18 protein-coding genes are annotated in these 18,968 nt (G+C 62.9%); 12 read left to right on the forward strand and 6 right to left on the reverse strand.

The genetic code is table 11. The features are described 5' to 3' along the window. Positions 1–3 precede the first annotated feature (3 nt). Positions 4–1,548, reverse strand: a complete 1,545-nt coding sequence (locus tag L0V05_RS11285) for a gamma-glutamyltransferase (RefSeq protein ID WP_234870479.1) — start codon at positions 1,546–1,548, stop codon at positions 4–6. 93 nt (positions 1,549–1,641) lie between these two features. Between L0V05_RS11285 and L0V05_RS11290 the strand changes: the two genes are divergently transcribed. The 10 genes from L0V05_RS11290 to L0V05_RS11335 all read left to right on the forward strand — a co-directional run bounded on the left by L0V05_RS11290 (position 1,642) and on the right by L0V05_RS11335 (position 11,327). Beyond that, complete coding sequence (locus L0V05_RS11290; protein ID WP_234870481.1) at positions 1,642–2,307, forward strand: GntR family transcriptional regulator; 666 nt, start codon at positions 1,642–1,644, stop codon at positions 2,305–2,307. A 38-nt stretch (positions 2,308–2,345) separates the two neighbouring features. Next, positions 2,346–3,164 carry an ABC transporter permease gene (locus L0V05_RS11295; RefSeq protein ID WP_234870483.1) on the forward strand — a complete coding sequence of 273 codons (819 nt, stop codon included), beginning with the start codon at positions 2,346–2,348 and terminating at the stop codon, positions 3,162–3,164. Then, complete coding sequence (locus L0V05_RS11300; RefSeq protein WP_234870484.1) at positions 3,161–3,985, forward strand: ABC transporter permease; 825 nt, start codon at positions 3,161–3,163, stop codon at positions 3,983–3,985. Before L0V05_RS11295 ends, L0V05_RS11300 begins: the two co-directional genes overlap by 4 nt. Positions 3,986–4,018: 33 nt before the next feature. Next, positions 4,019–5,050, forward strand: a complete 1,032-nt coding sequence (locus L0V05_RS11305; protein WP_234870486.1) for an ABC transporter substrate-binding protein — start codon at positions 4,019–4,021, stop codon at positions 5,048–5,050. A gap of 57 nt (positions 5,051–5,107) precedes the next feature. Further along, complete coding sequence (locus L0V05_RS11310; protein WP_234870488.1) at positions 5,108–6,181, forward strand: ABC transporter ATP-binding protein; 1,074 nt, start codon at positions 5,108–5,110, stop codon at positions 6,179–6,181. A gap of 19 nt (positions 6,182–6,200) precedes the next feature. Next, entirely contained in the window at positions 6,201–6,887 is a 687-nt protein-coding gene (locus tag L0V05_RS11315) for an RraA family protein (protein ID WP_234870490.1), read from the forward strand. Continuing rightward, on the forward strand, positions 6,880–7,599 hold the full coding sequence (locus tag L0V05_RS11320) for an HpcH/HpaI aldolase family protein (protein ID WP_234870492.1): 720 nt from the start codon (positions 6,880–6,882) through the stop codon (positions 7,597–7,599). Before L0V05_RS11315 ends, L0V05_RS11320 begins: the two co-directional genes overlap by 8 nt. An 11-nt stretch (positions 7,600–7,610) precedes the next feature. Then, a complete protein-coding gene (locus L0V05_RS11325; RefSeq protein ID WP_234870493.1) occupies positions 7,611–8,543 on the forward strand; it encodes a 2-hydroxyacid dehydrogenase in 933 nt (310 codons plus the stop codon). Then, a complete protein-coding gene (locus tag L0V05_RS11330; protein ID WP_234870495.1) occupies positions 8,543–9,943 on the forward strand; it encodes an FAD-binding oxidoreductase in 1,401 nt (466 codons plus the stop codon). Before L0V05_RS11325 ends, L0V05_RS11330 begins: the two co-directional genes overlap by 1 nt. A gap of 553 nt (positions 9,944–10,496) precedes the next feature. Then, on the forward strand, positions 10,497–11,327 hold the full coding sequence (locus L0V05_RS11335; protein WP_234870497.1) for a DMT family transporter: 831 nt from the start codon (positions 10,497–10,499) through the stop codon (positions 11,325–11,327). Positions 11,328–11,330: 3 nt separating this feature from the next. Here L0V05_RS11335 and L0V05_RS11340 read toward each other — a convergent pair whose 3' ends face one another. The 5 genes from L0V05_RS11340 to L0V05_RS11360 all read right to left on the reverse strand — a co-directional run bounded on the left by L0V05_RS11340 (position 11,331) and on the right by L0V05_RS11360 (position 16,697). Further along, positions 11,331–12,248, reverse strand: coding sequence for an SMP-30/gluconolactonase/LRE family protein (locus tag L0V05_RS11340; protein ID WP_234870499.1), 918 nt, complete (start codon positions 12,246–12,248; stop codon positions 11,331–11,333). 16 nt (positions 12,249–12,264) lie between these two features. Next, entirely contained in the window at positions 12,265–13,215 is a 951-nt protein-coding gene (locus L0V05_RS11345) for an ABC transporter permease (protein WP_234870501.1), read from the reverse strand. Continuing rightward, positions 13,212–14,132, reverse strand: coding sequence for an ABC transporter permease (locus tag L0V05_RS11350; protein ID WP_234870503.1), 921 nt, complete (start codon positions 14,130–14,132; stop codon positions 13,212–13,214). The genes L0V05_RS11345 and L0V05_RS11350 overlap by 4 nt, the downstream gene beginning before the upstream one ends. A 17-nt stretch (positions 14,133–14,149) precedes the next feature. Then, on the reverse strand, positions 14,150–15,604 hold the full coding sequence (locus L0V05_RS11355) for a sugar ABC transporter ATP-binding protein (RefSeq protein ID WP_234870505.1): 1,455 nt from the start codon (positions 15,602–15,604) through the stop codon (positions 14,150–14,152). 82 nt (positions 15,605–15,686) lie between these two features. Continuing rightward, a complete protein-coding gene (locus tag L0V05_RS11360; RefSeq protein WP_234870507.1) occupies positions 15,687–16,697 on the reverse strand; it encodes an ABC transporter substrate-binding protein in 1,011 nt (336 codons plus the stop codon). A 266-nt stretch (positions 16,698–16,963) separates the two neighbouring features. On the opposite strand from L0V05_RS11360, the gene L0V05_RS11365 reads away from it, so the two are divergent. Both L0V05_RS11365 and L0V05_RS11370 read left to right on the forward strand, forming a co-directional pair. After that, a complete protein-coding gene (locus L0V05_RS11365) occupies positions 16,964–18,232 on the forward strand; it encodes a GAF domain-containing sensor histidine kinase (RefSeq protein WP_234870508.1) in 1,269 nt (422 codons plus the stop codon). Beyond that, entirely contained in the window at positions 18,229–18,960 is a 732-nt protein-coding gene (locus tag L0V05_RS11370) for a response regulator transcription factor (protein WP_234870510.1), read from the forward strand. Before L0V05_RS11365 ends, L0V05_RS11370 begins: the two co-directional genes overlap by 4 nt. Positions 18,961–18,968: the final 8 nt, after the last annotated feature.

The following is an 18,968-nucleotide window of genomic DNA, read 5'->3' on the forward strand; positions in this document are numbered from 1 at the left end:
GTGTCAGACAGCAACGGCGCCACCGTCTGGAAGGCAGGGGTCATTCACACCTCCAGCCGAACCGTCCGGCAGACGGGCCACTCCAGACGGGCAAGCGTAAAGCTTCGGCATCACGACATTGCCGGAAACCTCCAGAGCAAATCGAGAAGACAAGTGTTTCAGCGTCTCCGCGCCAAGTCGAGGGTCTGCCCTGACGCTGCCGCGATGGGAGGCATCGAGGCGAGGTGAATGCATCGCTTCCTCCAGTGACATTCCGAAGTCGATCATCAGCGCCGCGATCTGAGAAACGCAGGGCATGATGAGGTCGCCGCCAGAGGCTCCGATGGCGAATTGCGCGATACCGTCGCGCACCGCGATTGTCGGAACCATGTTGGAAGAATTGATCCGCTTTCCGCCCTGCATCGAGGTGCGCAAATCCGGGCGTGGGTCGAAATAGCTCGCGCCGTTGTTTAGGAGAAGTCCGCTCTCGGGCAAGACGATGCCCGCGCCGAAATGGTCGAGCAACGTATAGGTCAAGGCGACCATGTTGCCCTCGGCATCGACGGCCGACAACGACGAGGTCGAGCTGCCCACTTCAGACAGAGTACCGTTGCGCAGGCGGTGCGCGCGCCAAGCCTGCTCAAGCGCTTCGGCATAGACGAGCCAGCTTTCGGCGTCAGGTTGGCGGCGCGGTGCGGGCATCCGCGCCGCGACTTCTGCCAGGAAATCGCGCTGCCGCATGCCCCCGCTCTGCTCGCCGGGTGTAAAGAGGCGCATACCGCGATGCCGCGCTTCCATGGGTTCGTAGTCGTGAACTGCATATGACTCGAGGTCACGGATCGTAATCCTGCTGCCCCTGGTCCGCATTTCTTCGACAAACTGCCGACCGAGGTCGCCCCCATAGAGCGTTGCCGCGCCATCTCGTGCGAGGCGACGGAGCGTTTCGGCAAGGTTCGGGATCTGCAGCCTCTCGCCTGGCTGAAGCGGCGCACCGTTCGGCAAAAAGACCGCCGAGGCCACGGGATCGTTGCGCAGGATCGTCATTTCAGAGGCGATCATCAGGGTGCAGAACCAGCTGGCCGCAATCCCGTCTTCCGCAAGCCGGATCGCCGGTTCAAGAGCGTCGGCGAGGGTAGATCTGCCATAGTGTTGCAGAGCGTGGTCAAAGCCCGCTACGGCCCCCGGCACGGTGACCGCGGTCGCGCCTTGCGTGTTCGCGAAGCCGCGCACCGCAGGAAAGCCCATCGAGGTCACAGGCAAGGTCGGGTCGATCGGATAGTCGGCAACGGTCAGATCGGCGGGCAACACCCCCTGATAGTCGAGGGCGACCGCGCGCTCTTCTTTCGCAAGCCAGATCACCATGAAGCCGCTGCCCCCGACGCCGCACATCCAGGGTTCGACGGGGCCAAGCGCCAGCGCGGCCGCGACGGCGGCGTCGACTGCATTTCCACCGCGCTCCAGCAGTTCGGCGCCAGCGCGTGCGGCCTGAACGTGCTGGGCAGCGACGACGCCCTTCGATCCCGTGACGAAGGGCTTGCGGGTGACCCACTGGTCGGCGGCTGTTGGCATCATGTTCTCCTTTCCGTGCAACCCATCTTGCCAGATGAGCCGAATCGAGTATATCGTAAATATATTGTAAGTATATCGGTCGAGCGACGGGATATGAACAAGCGCAAGAGCGACGAGGCCTATGCCGAACTCCGCAGCAGGATCATGATGGCGATCCTGCCGCCGAATGCGGTCCTCGACGAAAAACGCCTGACGGAAGATCTGAGCATCGGCCGCACGCCCCTGCGCGAAGCCGTTCTTCGGCTGGAGCAGGAGGGGCTTGTCGTTTCCATGGGGCGGCGCGGCTATGTCGTGGCCAGCGCTACCCCTGCTGACCTGATGCGCGCCTACGAGCTTCGGCGGGAACTCGAGTGCTTCACTGCCGGCCTGGCGGCCGAACGGCGCGGCCCCGAAGACCTTGCGAAATTCGACGCCTTCCTTGCGCGGATGGAAGCCGAGATGGACGACCATCGCGAGGACGTCCATTGGCAGCTTGCCGCCGACGAAGAGTTCCACCGCATCATCGCCGACGCATCGGACAATCGATTTGCCAAGCAATATCTGAACTTCCTGTTCGGCCTGTCGGTTCGTAGCCTCTATGTCTCGCGCGTTCCGGTTACGCTCGTGCAGGAGGAGATCGACAACTACCGTTCGGTCCTGACCGCGATCCGGATGCGTGATGTCGCTGCGGCAAGTGCAGCGATGGGGCGGCACCTGACGATCAATCCGATGCAGGCGATGGCCGACAGCCTGTCCGGCAGCCGTCGACAGGCCCTGTGATGCGGCGCGCGGCCAGACAAAGGCTTGAAATCGGGGCGATGCTGGCCCCTTCGGTTCTGTTGCTCGTCCTATTCGTACTGCTGCCGCTCTGCATCGTCGCGGCCTACAGCTTTGCCCTGCGCGATTCCTACGGCGCGGTCCTGCCCGGCTTCACGTTGCAGAACTACGCGGACCTGTTTCAAAGCGTATACCTCTTGGTCTTCGTGAACTCGCTCGAGCTCGCGGCCTCCACGACGATCCTTTGCCTGCTGATCGGCTATCCCGTCGCCTATTTCATTGCCTTCAAGGCAGGGCGATGGGCACCGGCCCTGTTGCTGCTGCTTCTGATCCCGTTCTGGATCAACTTCCTGATCCGCATTTCGGCCTGGGTCGTACTTCTCGGCCGGGGCGGCCTGATCAACCAGGGGATGCTCTGGACCGGGCTGATCGATGCACCAGTGGGCATGCTCGGCACTTACGGCGCGACGCTGGTCGGAATGGTCTATGCGTTCCTACCCCTGACGGTCTTCCCGATTTATGCCGCGCTTCAGCCCATCGATCGCAAACTGATCGAAGCCGGGGCGGACCTTGGAGCTGGTCCGGCCGAGACCTTCTTCCGCGTCACGCTGCCCCTTTCCCTGCCGGGCGTCCTGGCGGCTGCGCTTTTCGTCTTTGTGCCCTCAATGGGCGTCTTCGCAATCCCGGTCCTTCTTGGGGGCGGCAAGGACATCATCCTGGGCAACCTGATCGTCCAGCTCTTCCTCGAGTTCCGCAACATTCCCCTTGGGGCGGCGGTGTCGATGCTGCTGCTTGCCTTGGCCGGTGTCGGAATACTCCTCTACATGCGGGCACTGCGGTGGGTGGAGCGGATGCAATGACCACGCGCACCCATCCCGGCTGGTTTACCCGCACGTTCGTTCACGGCATTTCGGGCTGGGTCACGCTGCTGACATACCTGTTCATGCTGCTGCCGATCGTGGTGCTGGTCGCCTTTGCCTTCAACGCCGGGAAATCGACCGTCGTCTGGACAGGCTTCTCCTTCGACTGGTTCGTGAAGGTCTGGCACAACCGCAATATCGTGAAGGCGCTGCATGTCAGCCTGATCGTCGCCGTGGGCAGCGCCGCCATCGCGACCGCCATCGGCGCGCTGGCCGCTGTCGCGATCACCCGACGCGAGTTTCCGGGCCGCGACCTGCTGGGCGCTGCCCTTGCCGCGCCGCTGGTCCTTCCCGAGATCGTCCTCAGTGTCGCGCTTCTGGTGTTTATGACGTTCGCCGGTATCACGCTTGGCTATGGCAGCATGATCGTGGGCCATGTGCTGGTCTCGATCCCCTTCGCCACGCTGATCATCCGCGCCGCTGCCGCTTCGTTGGATGTCCGGCTCGAGGATGCCGCGGCCGATCTCGGCGCCAACGAATGGCAGACCTTCCGCATGGTGACGTTGCCGCAGTTGATGCCCGCGATCGCCACCGCATTCATCCTGTCGGCAACCCTGTCCTTCGACAACCTCGTGATGTCGACCTTCACCTCGGGCGTCGGCACCACCACCCTGCCCCTGCGCATCTACTCGATGCTCAAGCTTGGAATTACCCCTGAAATCAACGCGCTCGGCGCAATGATGGTCGCGGCGAACGTCGCGATCCTGCTTCTCGTGATGGGGCGCTATCTGCCCCTGATGCTGAAATCCAACCGGCGGTGAACAGCCGGATCATGTCCACCAAGGAGTTGACCCATGACCAGACTTTCCCAAACCGTCGCAGCCTCGGTCCTTGCCCTCGTGGCTGCCTGCCCGGCGCTTGCTGAAGAGCTTCGCATCTACGGCTGGGCCGGCGAGATGCCCGATGAAGTCCTGCAGGACTTCGAGAAGGAAACCGGCATCGCCGTGACCTTCGACACCTTCGACAGCAACGAGTCGATGATCGCCAAGCTCGATGCGGGCGGATCGGGCTATGACCTCGTGAACCCGTCGCAATACGCGGTCCAGATCCTCATCAACCGCGGCAAGATCGTCGAACTCGATCATTCGAAGATCGACACCTACGACAACATCGGGCCCTCGTTCAAGGAAGTGTCCTACGATCCGGGCAACAAGTACTCGATCCCCTATGTCTGGGGTACGACAGGCCTTGCCTACAACAAGACCTGCGTGGATGAGCCGATCACCAGCTGGAAGGCCCTGTTCGACGAGAAATACAAGGGCCGGGTCTACATGCTGGACAACATGCTTGCCGCCTATATCGCCGGCCTGCAGGTGAACGGCTTCAACGCCAACACCACCAACCCAGACGAGATCGCCAAGGCAACCGAAACACTTATTGCCCAGAAGCCGATGCTGGCCGGCTACAACAGCACGAACTTCGCCGACCTCGTTTCCTCGGGCGAGGCCTGCATCGTCGAAAGCTGGTCGTCCTCGGTTCTGCAGGCGATCAAGGACAACCCGGATGTCGTCTATGTCCTGCCCGAGGAAGGTGGCACGATGTGGATCGACGGTTATTCGATCCTGAACGACGCGCCGAACCCCGACGCGGCCTACAAGTTCCTGTCCTACATCCTGCGCCCGGAAGTGGCCGCCAAGACCACCGAACTGACCCAGACCGCGACGGTCGTGCCGGCATCCAAGGCATTGCTTCCGGCCGATCTGGCCAGCAACTCGGCCGTGTTCCCGGATGAGAAAACCATCGCCAATGCCGACTTCATCCTCGATCTGGGTGACGCGATGAAGCTGTACCAGGATGGCTGGACCAAGGTGAAAGCCGCCCAGTAACGGGCCAGGCCGGGCGCGGGGCCTGACTCGCGCCCGGTGCAGCAACAAGGCATCCCCATGCAAGACAATTCTCCTGCCCAGCCGGCTGTTGATCTGCGCGGCGTGGTAAAGCGCTTCGGCACGATGACGGCTGTCGATCATCTCGACCTGACGATCCGTTCAGGCGAGTTCTTCACCATGCTGGGGGCTTCGGGCTGCGGCAAGACGACGACGCTGCGCCTGATCGCCGGGTTCGAGCTGCCGACTGAAGGGCAGATCCTGATCTCGGGTCAGGATGTCTCCGACATTCCCGCCTATCAGCGGCCGGTGCATACGGTGTTCCAGAGCTATGCGCTGTTTCCCCATCTGACGATCCTCGACAACGTCGCCTTCCCCCTCAGGGTGCGCCGCCTGCCCCGGGCCGAGCAGCGCGCCCGGGCGATGGCTGCGCTTGAGATGGTGCAGATGGGACGGTACGGGGATCGCAAACCGTCCCAGTTGTCGGGCGGGCAACAGCAGCGTGTGGCACTCGCCCGGGCGCTGGTCAATGAACCGACCGTCCTGCTGTTGGATGAGCCACTGGGTGCGCTGGACCTCAAGCTGCGGAAGGAGATGCAGCTGGAACTCAAGGACATGCAGCGGCGGCTGGGGATCACCTTCGTCTTCGTGACGCATGACCAGGAAGAGGCCCTCACGCTGAGTGACCGCATCGCGCTGATGCAGGGTGGCCGGATCGTGCAGCTTGATACGCCGGCCAATCTCTACAACGCGCCGCAGTCCCTTTATGCTGCCGAGTTCATTGGCGAAACCAACCTGATCCCGGCCCGTATGGTAAGCGCCGACCATGGCTCGAGCGTCGTCGAGGCTCTTGGCCAGACCTACCGCGCCGAAGGCACCACAGCGTCGGCCGGCGCGGCCGTGACGCTGGCGCTTCGTCCCGAGCGGGTCCGCCGCGAACCTGCCGGCACCGGACCGGTCGGGGAACTGGTCGAGATCGACTTCATCGGAACAGACCTGCGTCTGACCTACCGGATGGCGGACGGCAGCAAGGTCATCGTGCGCCAGCAGAATTCCGGCGGAATCCCCCCCGCGATTGGCGAACGCATGCCCCTCGGCTTCGAAACCGACAGCCTTCGCATCTTCACGAGCTGAACCTAGGAACGAGATTGATATGAGCGACATCTATCGCATCGAGCCCTTGCCGGCGCAGTTGTCGCCCGAACGGACGGCCCGCCTTGCGAAGGTAGAGGCGGCCACCCTTGGGCATTACCTTCATGCTGGCTTCGTTGACCTCGGGATCCGCCCGCTTCTGGGCGAGGCACGCGTCGCGGGCGCAGCCGTGACCGTCCAGATCGCAGGTGCGGACTCGACCCTGCTCTACCATGCGATGGACCGTGTCCGTCCCGGCGACATTCTGGTGATCGACCGGGCGGGCGACAAGACACACGCCTGCTGGGGCGGCTTCATGGCCGCCGTCGCCAAGATCCGCGGGCTGGCGGGCGTCATCATCGACGGTGCCATCACCGACCCGGCAGCGATCATTGCCGCAGGTGTTCCAACCTGGGCGCGCCAGACCTCGGCCATCACCACGAAACTTCTCAACCTGGGCGGCGGCTTCAATGTGCCGGTCTCGATCGGCGGCGTTGCGGTCACACCGGGCGATGCCGTACTGGCCGACGACTGCGGAGTCGTGGTGATCCCGCAGTCGCGGATCGACCGCCTGACCGAAATCGCCCTCAAGGATCAGGAAGAGGAGGGCGGCTGGATCGAACGGCTGCAAAAGGGCGAGATGCTCCAGGACCTCGTGGATATCCGCGCGATGTTGGCCAAGAACGGGATGGAGGGTGCCGGTGTCTGACCTTTCGCCTCACGCCGTCTGGCTGTCGACGCCGCATCACCAGCTGGTCGAGATCGCCTTTGGTCTCGGATGCCGCAAGTTCGTGCTCGACATCGAGCATGGTTATTTCGACCTCGACCCGACCGACAAGCTGGTGGCCCTGATCCGCGCGCTTGGCGCGCAGGTCTTCGCAAAGGTCCTCGGCCCCGAGACCATCCCGATCCAGCAGGCGCTAGATATCGGCTGCCACGGGGTCATCATCCCGCATATCGGCTCGGTCGATCACGCACGAAAGGTCACATTGGCCGCGAAATACCCGCCGCTAGGCAATCGAAGCTTCTCGGGCACCCGCCCTTCCCGCTACGACGCGGTGACGCAGGCCTACTACACGGGCGAGAATGCGAACACGCTTTGCCTCCCGATGGTCGAAAGCGCGGAGGCGCTAGAGGATATCGAGGCGATCCTGGCCCTGCCCACGGTCGATGGCGTCTTTGTCGGACCCTCCGATCTGTCGCTGAGCCGCGGGCGCGGCGCCTATTCCAAGACCGAGGCCGACTTTGCGGATTTGCGCCGCATCGCCGGGGCGGCAAAGGCGGCGGGCAAGCCCTGGATCATGCCGGCCTGGTCCGCGGTCGAGCGCAGCCTCGCCCGCGAGCTTGGCGCGGCATGGCAGGTCACCGTCGACGAATACGGCGCGCTTTGGACGGGTATCGAGCAGGGCCTGAAGGCCTGAAGGGTAGTTGAATGTCGATCGTGGTCTATCTGGGTGATGACGCGGAAACCCGCGACTGGGTGCGTCTTCTTTCTGGCCTTCTTCCCGAGTTCGAAGTGAGGGATTTCGATGATCCCGGCGATCTGGCGGCGGTTGAATATGCCGTGGTCTGGGCCCCACCTGCCGGTGGGATCGCTTCCTTCCCCAACATCAAGGCGGTGGTGTCGGTCGGCGCAGGTGTGGACCATGTCCTGCGCGACCCGGAGTTGCCAAAGCACTTGCCGATCCTGCGCACGACGGGACCGGACATGATCCAGCGTCTTCGCGAATACGTCGCGCTGCATGTCCTGACGCATCACCGCGACCTTGCCGTGACCGACGAATTCCAGTCGCGCGCCCATTGGCAGCAGATCGTGACACCGGTGGCCGGCAAACGGCGTGTCGGGATCATGGGTCTGGGCCAGATTGCCCGGGCCTGCGCGGCAACTCTTGTGTCGCTCGGCTTCGACGTGGCGGGCTGGTCAAGATCAGGCGGGGCCGTCGAGGACGTGACCGTCTTCGCCGGGAAAGACGCGCTTCCGGACTTTCTGGCGCGAACCGAGATCCTGGTCTGCCTTCTGCCCCTTACCGCCGAGACACGCGACATCCTGAACGCCGAAACCTTCTCGCAATTGCCAAAGGGGGCGCGGCTTATCAATGCCGGTCGAGGTGGACATCTGGTCGAGGCTGACCTCCTCGCCGCACTGTCCGAGGGTCAGCTTGCAGGCGCGACACTGGACGTCTTCCGAACCGAACCGCTGCCCCCGGACCACCCATTCTGGAAGCATCCAGCGATCCGCGTAACGCCCCACATCGCCTCTTATATCGACGCCGGAACAGGCGCGGCCGTCATAGCTGCCAATATCCGCCAGTTCGAGGCGACGGGGACTTGTGAGGCCATCGCGGACGCCGCCCGGGGTTACTGATGGACAATCTTCTGTCCGATCTCCGCACCGCCATCGGCGAAACCAATGTCATCGCCGATCGCGGGGCCATGGGGCCTTATCTGACGGATTGGCGGCGCGCGTTTCATGGGAGCGCGGTGGCGGTTCTCTTGCCAAGGTCTACAGCCCAGGTCGCGAGCGTGCTGAGGGCGTGCGCCAGTCGCGGCGTTTGTGTCGTTCCACAAGGCGGCAACACCGGACTGGCGGGTGGAGCAACACCAGATGCCTCCGGTCAGCAGGTCGTGCTCTCGCTGGCGCGTATGCAGGCAGTCCGACGAGTAGACCGGATTGGCATGACGATTGAACTCGAGGCCGGCATCTCGTTGGCTGAAGCCCGCCGCCTGGCTGCGGCAGAGGGTCTCGAGCTTCCCATTTCGATTGCCTCCGAGGGCACGGCGACCATCGGCGGTATCATTTCGACGAATGCGGGCGGCGTGCATGTCGTTCGCCATGGTATGACCCGCGAGTGGGTTCTTGGTCTCGAAGTGGTTCTGGCCGATGGCACTTGCCTTGATGGGCTGCGACACCTGCGCAAGAACAATGCCGGCCTTGACTGGAAACAGCTCTTTGTCGGCACCGAAGGCGCCCTAGGCATCGTAACTGCTGCCGTTCTTAGAATGGCTCCTCCGCTTCGGCAGCGACACGTCGCGTTGCTCGCGGTGGCCGATCTGGCGACGGTTCTTGGACTGTTCAACTACGCCATGGCGCGATGCGGCGAGGCCTTGACGGCGTTCGAATTGATGTCGGAGCAGTCGGTCGAGTTGGTGGCGCGGAATGTCGGGCTGACGCCTCCAGTCAATTCCTCTGGATGGTTTGTTCTGATTGAACTTGCGTCTTCGTTGCCGGGCTTGGCCACAGCCTTCGAGGACCTGGTCGGCGAAGCCCTTGAACTCGGCCTCATCCTGGACGGCTCACTTGCAACATCGGAAAGACAAGCGGCCGAACTCTGGGCGCTACGTGAGAACATCACTCTTGCCGAGGCCACCTCCGGACCAAGCCTAAAGCACGACATCTCTGTTCCAATCAGCGCGATCCCCCAGTTCGTGGCCTCGTTCGAAGGCGCGATGTCATCCCTCGACCCGAACGCACGAACCAACGTTTTCGGCCACGTCGGCGATGGGAACCTTCATGCCAATGTCGTCGGCTTCAGCCCGACAAAGGCAACGGCGATCACCCAGAAGGTACATGATCTGGCATGGAGCCTGGGCGGATCCATTACCGCCGAGCACGGGCTCGGCCAATACCGGCTTTCCGAGTATCAACGCCTTGCCCCGATGAACGAGCAAGAGTTGCTGCGACGCATCAAGCGGTCGCTTGACCCGGCGGGACTGCTAAACAGGGGCAAGGCCTTTCCGTTGATCCCGGACGGTCATCGTGCGTAGCCGCGCAATGCGGCCAGCATAGACCCGGAAGCAGTTGCTGGATCCTGGCAGAAAGGTGAAGGCGCGCTGGCGTTTGCAGACTGGCACTCGTCGCCAGGAACTTGGAGGCAAGCTCTCCTAGCGGCTTCTGATCGCCGATTCATCTTGTCTTCCTTACCCGCACTTTCGCAGCGGTCGCTCGGCATTTTGCGCTGCGTGTCGCGATCGGGCATACATGATCGACTTGAGGGGGAATTCCTCCGGAGTGGCCGTGAAGTCGAATAAACGGAAGCGATGCGCTGTCGCCAGTGGTTTGCAGCCGACCTGTCCCCTCGCACCAAACGCTTCTCTGACACCTTGCTCAACAGCAGCATGAACTCATGACGGACAAGTCCGGAGCGGACAGCACCAGTCCCACGGCATTGGCTTGAGCAGCGATGCTGAATTGTAGCGACGACGCTCTGGCATTTGTGGTTTTTCTCTTCTGCTGACCAGAGCTAACGGCGATGCTGCACCACAAGAAGCGGACCAAGCGATGAATGAAAGCGATCGGCAGGGCTAGGCCATCGGCGTGATGCTCTTGGCGATGCTGGTGTTCTCGCTCAACGACGTCCTCGGTAAATGGCTGGTCGCAAGCTACTCGGTCAGCCTGCTGATGGCGATGCGCGGCCTCGCCGCATTGACGGTGCTGCTCGTGCTGCTGCGCCCCAACGCTTGGGGCGATCGGGTCAACCAGTTGTGGCAGGTGGAACAACCTTGGCTGCGGGCGTTTGTGCTGGTTGTCGAGGGCATGGAATTCTACGCGGCCGTGGCACTGTTACCGCTCGCCGATGTCGTGACCTACTGGCTGGCCGCGACGATCTATGTAGCCGCACTATCGCCCTGGCTTCTGGGCGAGCGGGTCGATGGCTGGGCGTGGGGGGCGATCCTTCTCGGTTTTGCCGGTGTCGTGGTGGCGCTACAGCCTTCGGGGCAGAGCCTTGGCACGGCAGCGGCATTGCCAATCGCCGGCTCGTTCGCCTACGCACTGGCGATGATCCTCAGCCGCAGGCTCCGCAGCACGCCTGACTGGGTCCTTGTGTTCTGGCAGATTGTCGGGGCGCTGATCGCCTCGATGGTCGGGCTGACAATCATGCCCGGCGCGTGGCAGACGCCGGGTTGGCGCGACGGAAGCCTGCTCTGCCTCCTCGGTGTGGTTGCCATGGCGGCCCATCTCCTTGTGAACCGCGCCTTCAAGCATGCGCCCGCGGCGCATCTGATGCCTTTCACCTACTCCCTTTTGGTGTGGGCGCTGGTTTTCGGCGCCTTGGTGTTCCGCGACCGGCCCAATGCCGCGATACTGGCTGGGGCCGGGCTGATCATCCTGGCCGGGCTGATCCTTGCTACCCGGCGCGATCGGAGATGACAGTCAGGGTCGCTGCGCGCCGTTGACCGCCAGATAGACCGCGTAGAGCGAACTTGTCGCCGTCAGGAAAAGCCGGTTGCGCCGCGGCCCGCCGAAAGTGAGGTTGGCCACGCATTCCGGGACCAGGATCTTTCCCAGCCGCGTGCCGTCAGCGGCGAAGCAATGCACCCCGTCGCCGGCCGAGGACCAGAGATTGCCTTGCGCATCCACACGGATGCCATCTGGCAGGCCATTGTCGATATGGGCGAAGACCCGCCCGCGGACCGGCTTGCCATCCCGCATTTCGAAAGCACGGATATGGCGCGGGGCTCCGGGTTCATGGCTCGCCCCGCTGTCGGCCACATAGAGCACCTGTTCATCCGGGGAGAACGCTAGGCCATTGGGCTGAAGGAAGTCGTCGAGCACCCGTTCGAGCTTGCCCGAAGGGTCAAGTCGGTAGACGCCGCGCACCGGCTGCTCCGGCACTGCCCGGTAGCCTTCGTAATCTGATAGGATCCCGTAGGTCGGATCGCTGAACCACACCGCGCCGTCAGAGCTAACGATCACGTCATTGGGCGAGTTGAGCGGGCGGCCCTCGTAGCTGTCGGCAAGTACTGTGACTTTGCCATCGGTTTCGGTTCGGGTCACCCTGCGGCTGCCATGCTCGCAAGTGACGAGGCGCCCCTGCCGATCCCGGGTCTGGCCGTTGGCAAAGTTCGACGGCTGGCGATAGACCGTAACGCCGCCTCCGCCCGTTTCATCGGCAGACCAGCGCAGGATGCGCTGGTTGGGAATGTCGCTGAACAGAAGGCAACCCATGTCACCAAACCAGACCGGACCCTCTGCCCATCGGCAGCCGGTGACAAGTTTGTCCAGCCGCGCCGAGCCGACTATCAGTTGGATGAAGCGCGGATCGTCGATGACATACGGGTTATCGGACACTTCACTGAGCCTTCCACTAACGGGGTCTTGCTTGCCGGCCCGAAGCGACGAGGATGACGGCGATGATGATCAGCCCCGTCATGATCAGCCTGTAGCCGGCCTCGAACTGGTAGGTGTTCAACATCGAGACGATAAGAAACATCAAGAGGCTCGCGCCCCAGATGCCGGGCACGTTGCTGTCGCCGCCGGCCACTGCGCTGCCGCCGATGACGACCACGGCGATCGACATCAGGAGATACTCGTTGCCCATGTTCAGCGCCGCTCCGCCTGAAAAGCAGGAAAGCAGGAAACCATTCACCGCCGCCAGGATCGCGCAGAGCACATAGGTGGCCAGTCGCGTTCCATCGACCGGGACGCCCGCCATGCGCGCGGCGGGCATGCTTTGCCCGATGGCGGCGATCCAGCGCCCAAAGATCGTATGGTTCAGCAGCACCCACGCCAGCACCGAGACAAGCAGCGCCAGTAGCGCCATGTTGGGTACGAAGAAGGTGGATGAGGTGGCGAAATCCGCGAGCACCGGAGGCGGCTTGATGCGCAGGCCACGGTTGGTCCAGATCGCGGCGGACTGGATTATGAAGCTGGTGGACAATGTGGCGATGATCGGCGGGATGCGCAGCGCCTTGATCAGCGCGTAATTGGCAAGACCGATGCAGAGACCAACCAGAAGCGTAACCAGGATCCCGGGCAGGATCATGCTGTCCTGGGTGTCCATCAGCTTCAGCGCGACGGTGCCGGCAAGCGTCATGTTGGCAGGAACCGACAGATCGACATTGCCAGGTCCAAGGGTGATCACGAACATCTGCCCGATGCCCACGAAGACCGAGAAAGCGGCGAAGGTAAGCGCGGCATCGGTCAATCCGCCGCTAGAGGCACCCGCGGTTACCGCGACAGTGGCGATCCACACGGCGAGAGCGGCCGCAAAGGACCAAAGCCAGGGGCGCGAAAGCAGGCGGTTCAGGGCATTCATCTTGTGGCTCCCCTTGACTCGAGCCGGTTGAGCAGGAGCCGCAGCGCTAGAACCACAATCAGGATCGCGCCCTGCGCACCGATCTGCCAGTCGGGCGAGATGTGCAGGAACGACAAGAACGAGCCTGCCAGTGTCAGGGTCAGCGCCCCTATCACCGCACCGATGGGCGAGACCCGCCCCCCGATGAACTCTCCGCCGCCAAGGATAACTCCGGCGATGGACAGAAGCGTGTAGCGCAGCGCGATATTGGCATCCGCCGAGGTCGCGAGACCTACCAGCGCCACGCCAGCCAGCACGGCGAAAAGCCCCGCCAACCCGTAGGCCAAGGCCCGTATCTTGAGGATAGAGGTTCCCGACCGCTCCACAGTCTTGGCATTCCCGCCCAAGGCGCGGATGAGGACGCCCAGCGAGGAGCGCATGACAATCATATGGGCGACGACCGCAATCAGCACTGAGGCGAAGATGGCCACGGGCGCGAACGGCGGCTTGACCGTCATGATGGCCCGCGCCCAGGCTGGCGCCTCGCCCCCCGGTGAGGGCAGGATCAGAACGGCAAGCCCGCCCCAGACAAAACTCATGCCCAGCGTCACAACGATGGCGGGAAGGTTCCGCAGGTAGATCACTACGCCGAGGATCGCATAGACCGCGATCGATGCTGCAAGTATCGCAATACCCAGCAACGGAGTGTCGTTCAGGAAGGTCGCGGTGACGCAGGCCACGAAGCTGACGAAGGTGCCCATCGAAAGATCGAGGTCGTTCACCGCCATGATCAGCATCTGGGCGACGGTGGCCAAAGCAATCGGAACTGCGAGGTTGAACAGCAGGTTAAGCCCGGTATAGCTCATCGCCCGCGGTTGCAGATAGAACACCCCGGCCAACAGCGCTGCAAGCGACAGCACTGGCACCAAAAGCCTCATAGTGTCGGAAGAGCGCCTCATGCAGCGGCTCCCTCGCCTTTGAACGACGCCGCCAGGATCGCCTTTTCGGTGATGGCCTCGCCCTTCAGTTCGGCCACGATGGCACCATCGCGGAAGACATAGACCCGGTCGCAGAGGCCCATTTCCTCCATCTCGGTAGAGTACCAAACGAATGTTCGACCAGCCTCGGCCTCGGCGCGGATGATGCGGTAGACTTCCTGCTTGGTGCCGATATCGACCCCGCGCATTGGATCATCCATCAAAACAACCGGCGACCGGGTGGAGAGAGCGCGTGCGAAAAGCACCTTTTGCTGGTTGCCGCCCGAGAGAGAGAGAATTGGGTTGTCGAGATCAGGCGTGCGGATGGCGATGCGGGATTTCCACTCCGCTCCGCGTGCCGCCTCTACCGGACGATGCAGAAGGCCGCGGCGTGTGAGGTCATCGAGCGACGCGATGGTGGTGTTCTTCAGGATGCTCCACAGTTCGAAAATGCCGTTGCTGCGCCGGTCGCCAGCGACAAAGGCGACCTCTGGACCGCGCGCCGGCCACCAGGAGCTCGCATGGGCATCGAAAAGGGCGAGGAGCATTTCGGTCTGGCCATGTCCGCCCAGGCCAGCCAACCCGACGATCTCGCCCTTTCCGGCGTGAAAGCCCTGTCCGTTTGGCAAATCGAGAGTCAGGACGGGCGCACCCTTGCTCTCGGCTTGCCGCCGCCCCTGCAACTCTCTGGTCGACGAGCCCATGGCCTCGACAAGGCTCGCCGGTGTGAACTCCGCTGCGGGGCGCTCGGCCACGACCTTGCCGTCCTTCATTACGACGATGCGGCTCGCGGTCGACAGGATCTCGTCGAGGATATGGCTGATAAGCAGGATGGCCCCCCCGGCCGCGATGAAGCGGCGGACATGGGCCAGCAGCATCGCGGCGAGGCCGGCATCTAGGGAGGAGGTCGGTTCGTCGAGAATGACTATGCGCGGAGCCGAAGCGGAATTCGAGAAGGCCATCGCAATTTCAACCATCTGCCGCTCGGCGATGGAGAGCGTGCCGACCTGTGCCCCGGGGTCAATGCCGTGGCCAGGGAAGATCTGGTCGAGGCTCGCCGCGATGATGCGCCGCGCCTCGGCCCGCCACCGCCAGCCCTTTAGCTCGGGATGTGCAATGCGGGCGTTCTCGACGATGGTCAGGTTGGGGCAGAGCGCAAGTTCCTGGAACACTGATCGCAGGCCCAGAGCCCGGGCGCGCGTGATGCCATAGCTAGCAAGCGGCTGGCCATCGGCCAGGATCCGCCCCTGACTGGGAGCCAGCCCACCATTTATGACAGACACTATGGTAGATTTTCCGGCCCCGTTATGGCCGACCAGACCGATGCATTCGCCGGGACGGATGGACAGCGACACGCCATCGAGAGCGGTAACCTCACCGAAGTGCATGACCACATCTTGCACTTCAAGAAGCGCGCCGGGTGCGAGAGGCATCGGTATCAGGGCTCCAGATCAGAAGTCTGCCGGGCAAGCGGATGCCCGGCAGAATGGCACAGCCGCAGCGCTGAGATAGGCGCTACTTGGTGCCCTCGATCACCTTGATTGCGTCTTCCTGGCTGTATTCCACGTTAGCGACACCGCCCTCAGGGGTATTGGCCAGATTGGCTTCCAGGGTGTCCTGATCGATGCGCAGGAAGGGCACGGTCAGGTCCTTCGGCACTTCCTTGCCGTCGAGGATCTGCTGGGCAACCCAGAAGGCCAAGGTCGAGACGCCCGGCGCAATCGAGACCGACATGGTCTTGTAGCCGTTGGCGTCTTTCTGCTCCTTCCACCACTTCAGCTCGTCCTGGCGGTTGCCCATGATGATGATGGGCGTCGGACGGCCGGCCGCCGCAAAGGCCTGGGCCGCGCCATAGCCATCACCACCCTGGGTCACGACGGCAGCGATCTCGGGCAGCGACGGCAGGATGCCCGCCACAGCCTTCTGCGCCACGTCCTGCGCCCAGTCGCCGTGGACCGCGCCGACGTTCTTGAATTGCGGGTTCTCGGCGACGCCCTCGTTGATCCCTGCCGAGATCGCGTCATCGACGAAGACCCCTGCAAGGCCACGGATTTCGAGGAGATTTCCCCCATCCGGCAGAGCACCCTTCAGGTATTCAATCTCGGACTTGCCCATGCCCTTGAAGTCTACAGCGACGCGCCACGCGCAGGGCTCGTCCACGATGCCATCGAAAGATACGACCACGATGCCGGCATCGCAGGCTTCCTTGATCGCGCCGTTCAGCGCGGTGGGCGAGGCAGCGTTGACTACGATCGCGTCATAGCCCTGAAGGATCATGTTCTGGATTTGGGCGGCCTGCTCGGTCGCCTGGTTTTCGGCGGTGGTGAAGGCATCAGCAGCGGCGACGACACCGTCGGCCACGGCCTGCTTGGTCACCTTGTCCCAGCTTTGCAGCATGGCCTGCCGCCAGGAATTGCCGGCATAGTTGTTCGACAGGGCGATCTTCTTGCCCGAAGTATCCGCATGCGCAGCGCAGGCCACGGAGGCCAGGGCTGCGGTAGCGAGAAGCAGCTTTCTCGTCGTCATCGAATCCTCCCAGGTGCTGTCCGTCTGAACGGCACGGACGGCCGGACCGCCCGCGTGGCGATCATCTCGGTCTTGTGATGGACTGAGTTCCTCCCTCAGCGGAACCGAGGATGGTGGGAAACCTTCGTGCGGTATAGGGTTGAATCGGCACGCCGTTTGCGGGTTCGCGCTGAAGATTTGCGTGAAACCGCAAAGCTTGTGCAACCTCTGCCGTGGTGCCTTGCGCAGGTTCTGTCATGATAGAGTGCGACGTCGGTGGCCCGGACATGACGCGAAGAGGTGGCAAGGTGGATAGCGCACCGAGAGAGCTGATCGACCATCTTTTCGCAATATCACGCGTCATGGCGGGGAAGCTCGATTTCCGTTCCGCCATCCAGGCCGTAGCCACCGAAGTGGCCCAGATCGTTCCGCATGACCACCTCGATGTCTGCATAGTTCGGGGTGACGGGCGCTTCCATACGGCCTATGAAAGTGGGATCCAGACGGAATGGAGCAAGTCACTTGACCCCGTGGAGCAAAGCCCGATACGCAACCTCCTGGAGGGCGAGGTAGACCACATCCTGTCCTACGACGCGTGCAATGACGCCCGTTTCTGCGCCGAGAAACCTGGCCATCGCCCGATCTTCGACCATGGTCTTCGCAGCCGCATCCATGTTCCGATGGTCGTTCATGGCGAAGTGATCGGCGCCCTCAGTTGTTCCCTATGCAGCCAAGGCGCCTATGGGCCGATTGATGTCCGCAACGCCCGGTACATCGCCGATCTCTTGTCACCCTATTTCTTCGCTCTGCGTGCGGCGGAACAGGCCCGGCTCGCCTCGGTGGTCGAAGCCGAGGCAAAGGCCCGAGAAGAAGGGCTTCGTCTTGGTGCGCTGAAACTGACCGAGGCTTTGGAAGGCGAGCGCCAACGCATCGGAATGGACTTGCACGACCAGACCTTGGCCGATCTTACGCGTCTGGTCCGCAGGCTGGAACGGCTTGCATTGAGCGGCCCGGTTTCGGCCGATGCGCTGAAGCCCGTGGTGCGGGGATTTCATGCCTGCATGGAGGATCTGCGCCAGATCATCGAAGAAGCGCAACCTTCGGTCCTTCAGCTCTTCGGCTTCGCTCATGCGGTCGAGAACCAGTTGGAGCGCTCGATCCGCGACAGTGGGCAGGCGATCGACTGGCAGATCTCGGGCGACAGCAGGGCCGCTTTCGACGGGCTGGATCCGAAGGTCAGCATAGCCCTCTTTCGCATCGTGCAGGAGGCGATCAACAATGCCGTCCAGCATGCCGAACCAAAACGGATCGTCGTGCGCCTGGACAAGGGGCGGGATCACGTGGGGATCGCTGTGATCGACGACGGAAAGGGCACCTCTGATCGCCGCATCCGTCGCGGCAGCGGGATCGAGAACATGAAAACGAGGGCGCGACTGATATCGGCACGTTTCGCGCTGCAGGATGACCCGGGCGGGCGAGGCACAAAGGTGACCATCGTCCTTCCAGTCCGCGGCGGAACCGAGACCGCTTCCGATGGAAAGGCGGCTGCAGAATGAAGGTGCTCTTGGTCGAGGATGATCCGCTCCATTGCTCCTACCTGCGCGAGCAGATCGGTATTGCTCTTCCCGAATGCGACGACGTGCTGGAGGCGGTGAACGGATTGGATGCAGAGCGGTTGGCCCGCAGCCATCCGCAAGCCAATATCGTGATGGACTTGCAGATGAGCGGCCGCAACGGGATCGAAGCTGCCCGTACCATCTGGCACGAGAGACCGGCGACGCGGATTCTGTTCTGGTCCAACTACTCGGACGAGGCCTATGTGCGCGGCATCAGCCGCATCGTGCCCGCGGGTGCGGCCTATGGCTATGTGCTGAAGTCCGCTTCGGAAGAGCGGCTGTTTCTCGCGCTGAGGGGAATCTTCCTTCAGGATCAGTGCGTGATCGACAACGAGGTGCGCGGCATGCAGCAGCGCAGTTTCGCTCGGACTGGCGGTTTCTCCGACGTCGAATACGAGATCCTTGTCGACATGGCGTTGGGCTTGTCGGACAGGGCTATCGCTGAGCGCAGGAACCTTTCCCTGCGGTCGGTTCAGAACCGCCTGCACCAGATCTACGAAAAGCTCGGCGTTAGCCAGACCGGGGATCCAGACCGCGACGAGCCTGCGCTGAATTTGCGCACCCGGGCCGTCACGGTGGCGGTTCTGCGCAAGTTGCTGAACTATGGATCGCTGGAGCGCGCGGAAGCCGAATTGCAATCCTGGCTTTCGGCCGGACGTCGGTCCTGACGTGTCTG

Origin of the sequence: Alitabrizicola rongguiensis, assembly GCF_021491355.1 — a bacterium.
Lineage (GTDB): Bacteria > Pseudomonadota > Alphaproteobacteria > Rhodobacterales > Rhodobacteraceae > Aliitabrizicola > Aliitabrizicola rongguiensis.

Bases quoted from the DNA above. Each gene is read 5' to 3' on its own strand.
- L0V05_RS11335 (WP_234870497.1), top strand. From the start codon at position 10,497: ATGCTCTTGGCGATGCTGGTGTTCTCGCTCAACGACGTCCTCGGTAAA.
- L0V05_RS11370 (WP_234870510.1), top strand. From the start codon at position 18,229: ATGAAGGTGCTCTTGGTCGAGGATGATCCGCTCCATTGCTCCTACCTG.
- L0V05_RS11350 (WP_234870503.1), bottom strand. From the start codon at position 14,132: ATGAGGCTTTTGGTGCCAGTGCTGTCGCTTGCAGCGCTGTTGGCCGGG.
- L0V05_RS11330 (WP_234870495.1), top strand. From the start codon at position 8,543: ATGGACAATCTTCTGTCCGATCTCCGCACCGCCATCGGCGAAACCAAT.
- L0V05_RS11305 (WP_234870486.1), top strand. From the start codon at position 4,019: ATGACCAGACTTTCCCAAACCGTCGCAGCCTCGGTCCTTGCCCTCGTG.
- L0V05_RS11300 (WP_234870484.1), top strand. From the start codon at position 3,161: ATGACCACGCGCACCCATCCCGGCTGGTTTACCCGCACGTTCGTTCAC.
- L0V05_RS11325 (WP_234870493.1), top strand. From the start codon at position 7,611: ATGTCGATCGTGGTCTATCTGGGTGATGACGCGGAAACCCGCGACTGG.
- L0V05_RS11295 (WP_234870483.1), top strand. From the start codon at position 2,346: ATGCTGGCCCCTTCGGTTCTGTTGCTCGTCCTATTCGTACTGCTGCCG.
- L0V05_RS11285 (WP_234870479.1), bottom strand. From the start codon at position 1,548: ATGCCAACAGCCGCCGACCAGTGGGTCACCCGCAAGCCCTTCGTCACG.
- L0V05_RS11360 (WP_234870507.1), bottom strand. From the start codon at position 16,697: ATGACGACGAGAAAGCTGCTTCTCGCTACCGCAGCCCTGGCCTCCGTG.
- L0V05_RS11315 (WP_234870490.1), top strand. From the start codon at position 6,201: ATGAGCGACATCTATCGCATCGAGCCCTTGCCGGCGCAGTTGTCGCCC.
- L0V05_RS11365 (WP_234870508.1), top strand. From the start codon at position 16,964: ATGACGCGAAGAGGTGGCAAGGTGGATAGCGCACCGAGAGAGCTGATC.
- L0V05_RS11355 (WP_234870505.1), bottom strand. From the start codon at position 15,604: ATGCCTCTCGCACCCGGCGCGCTTCTTGAAGTGCAAGATGTGGTCATG.
- L0V05_RS11345 (WP_234870501.1), bottom strand. From the start codon at position 13,215: ATGAATGCCCTGAACCGCCTGCTTTCGCGCCCCTGGCTTTGGTCCTTT.
- L0V05_RS11290 (WP_234870481.1), top strand. From the start codon at position 1,642: ATGAACAAGCGCAAGAGCGACGAGGCCTATGCCGAACTCCGCAGCAGG.
- L0V05_RS11310 (WP_234870488.1), top strand. From the start codon at position 5,108: ATGCAAGACAATTCTCCTGCCCAGCCGGCTGTTGATCTGCGCGGCGTG.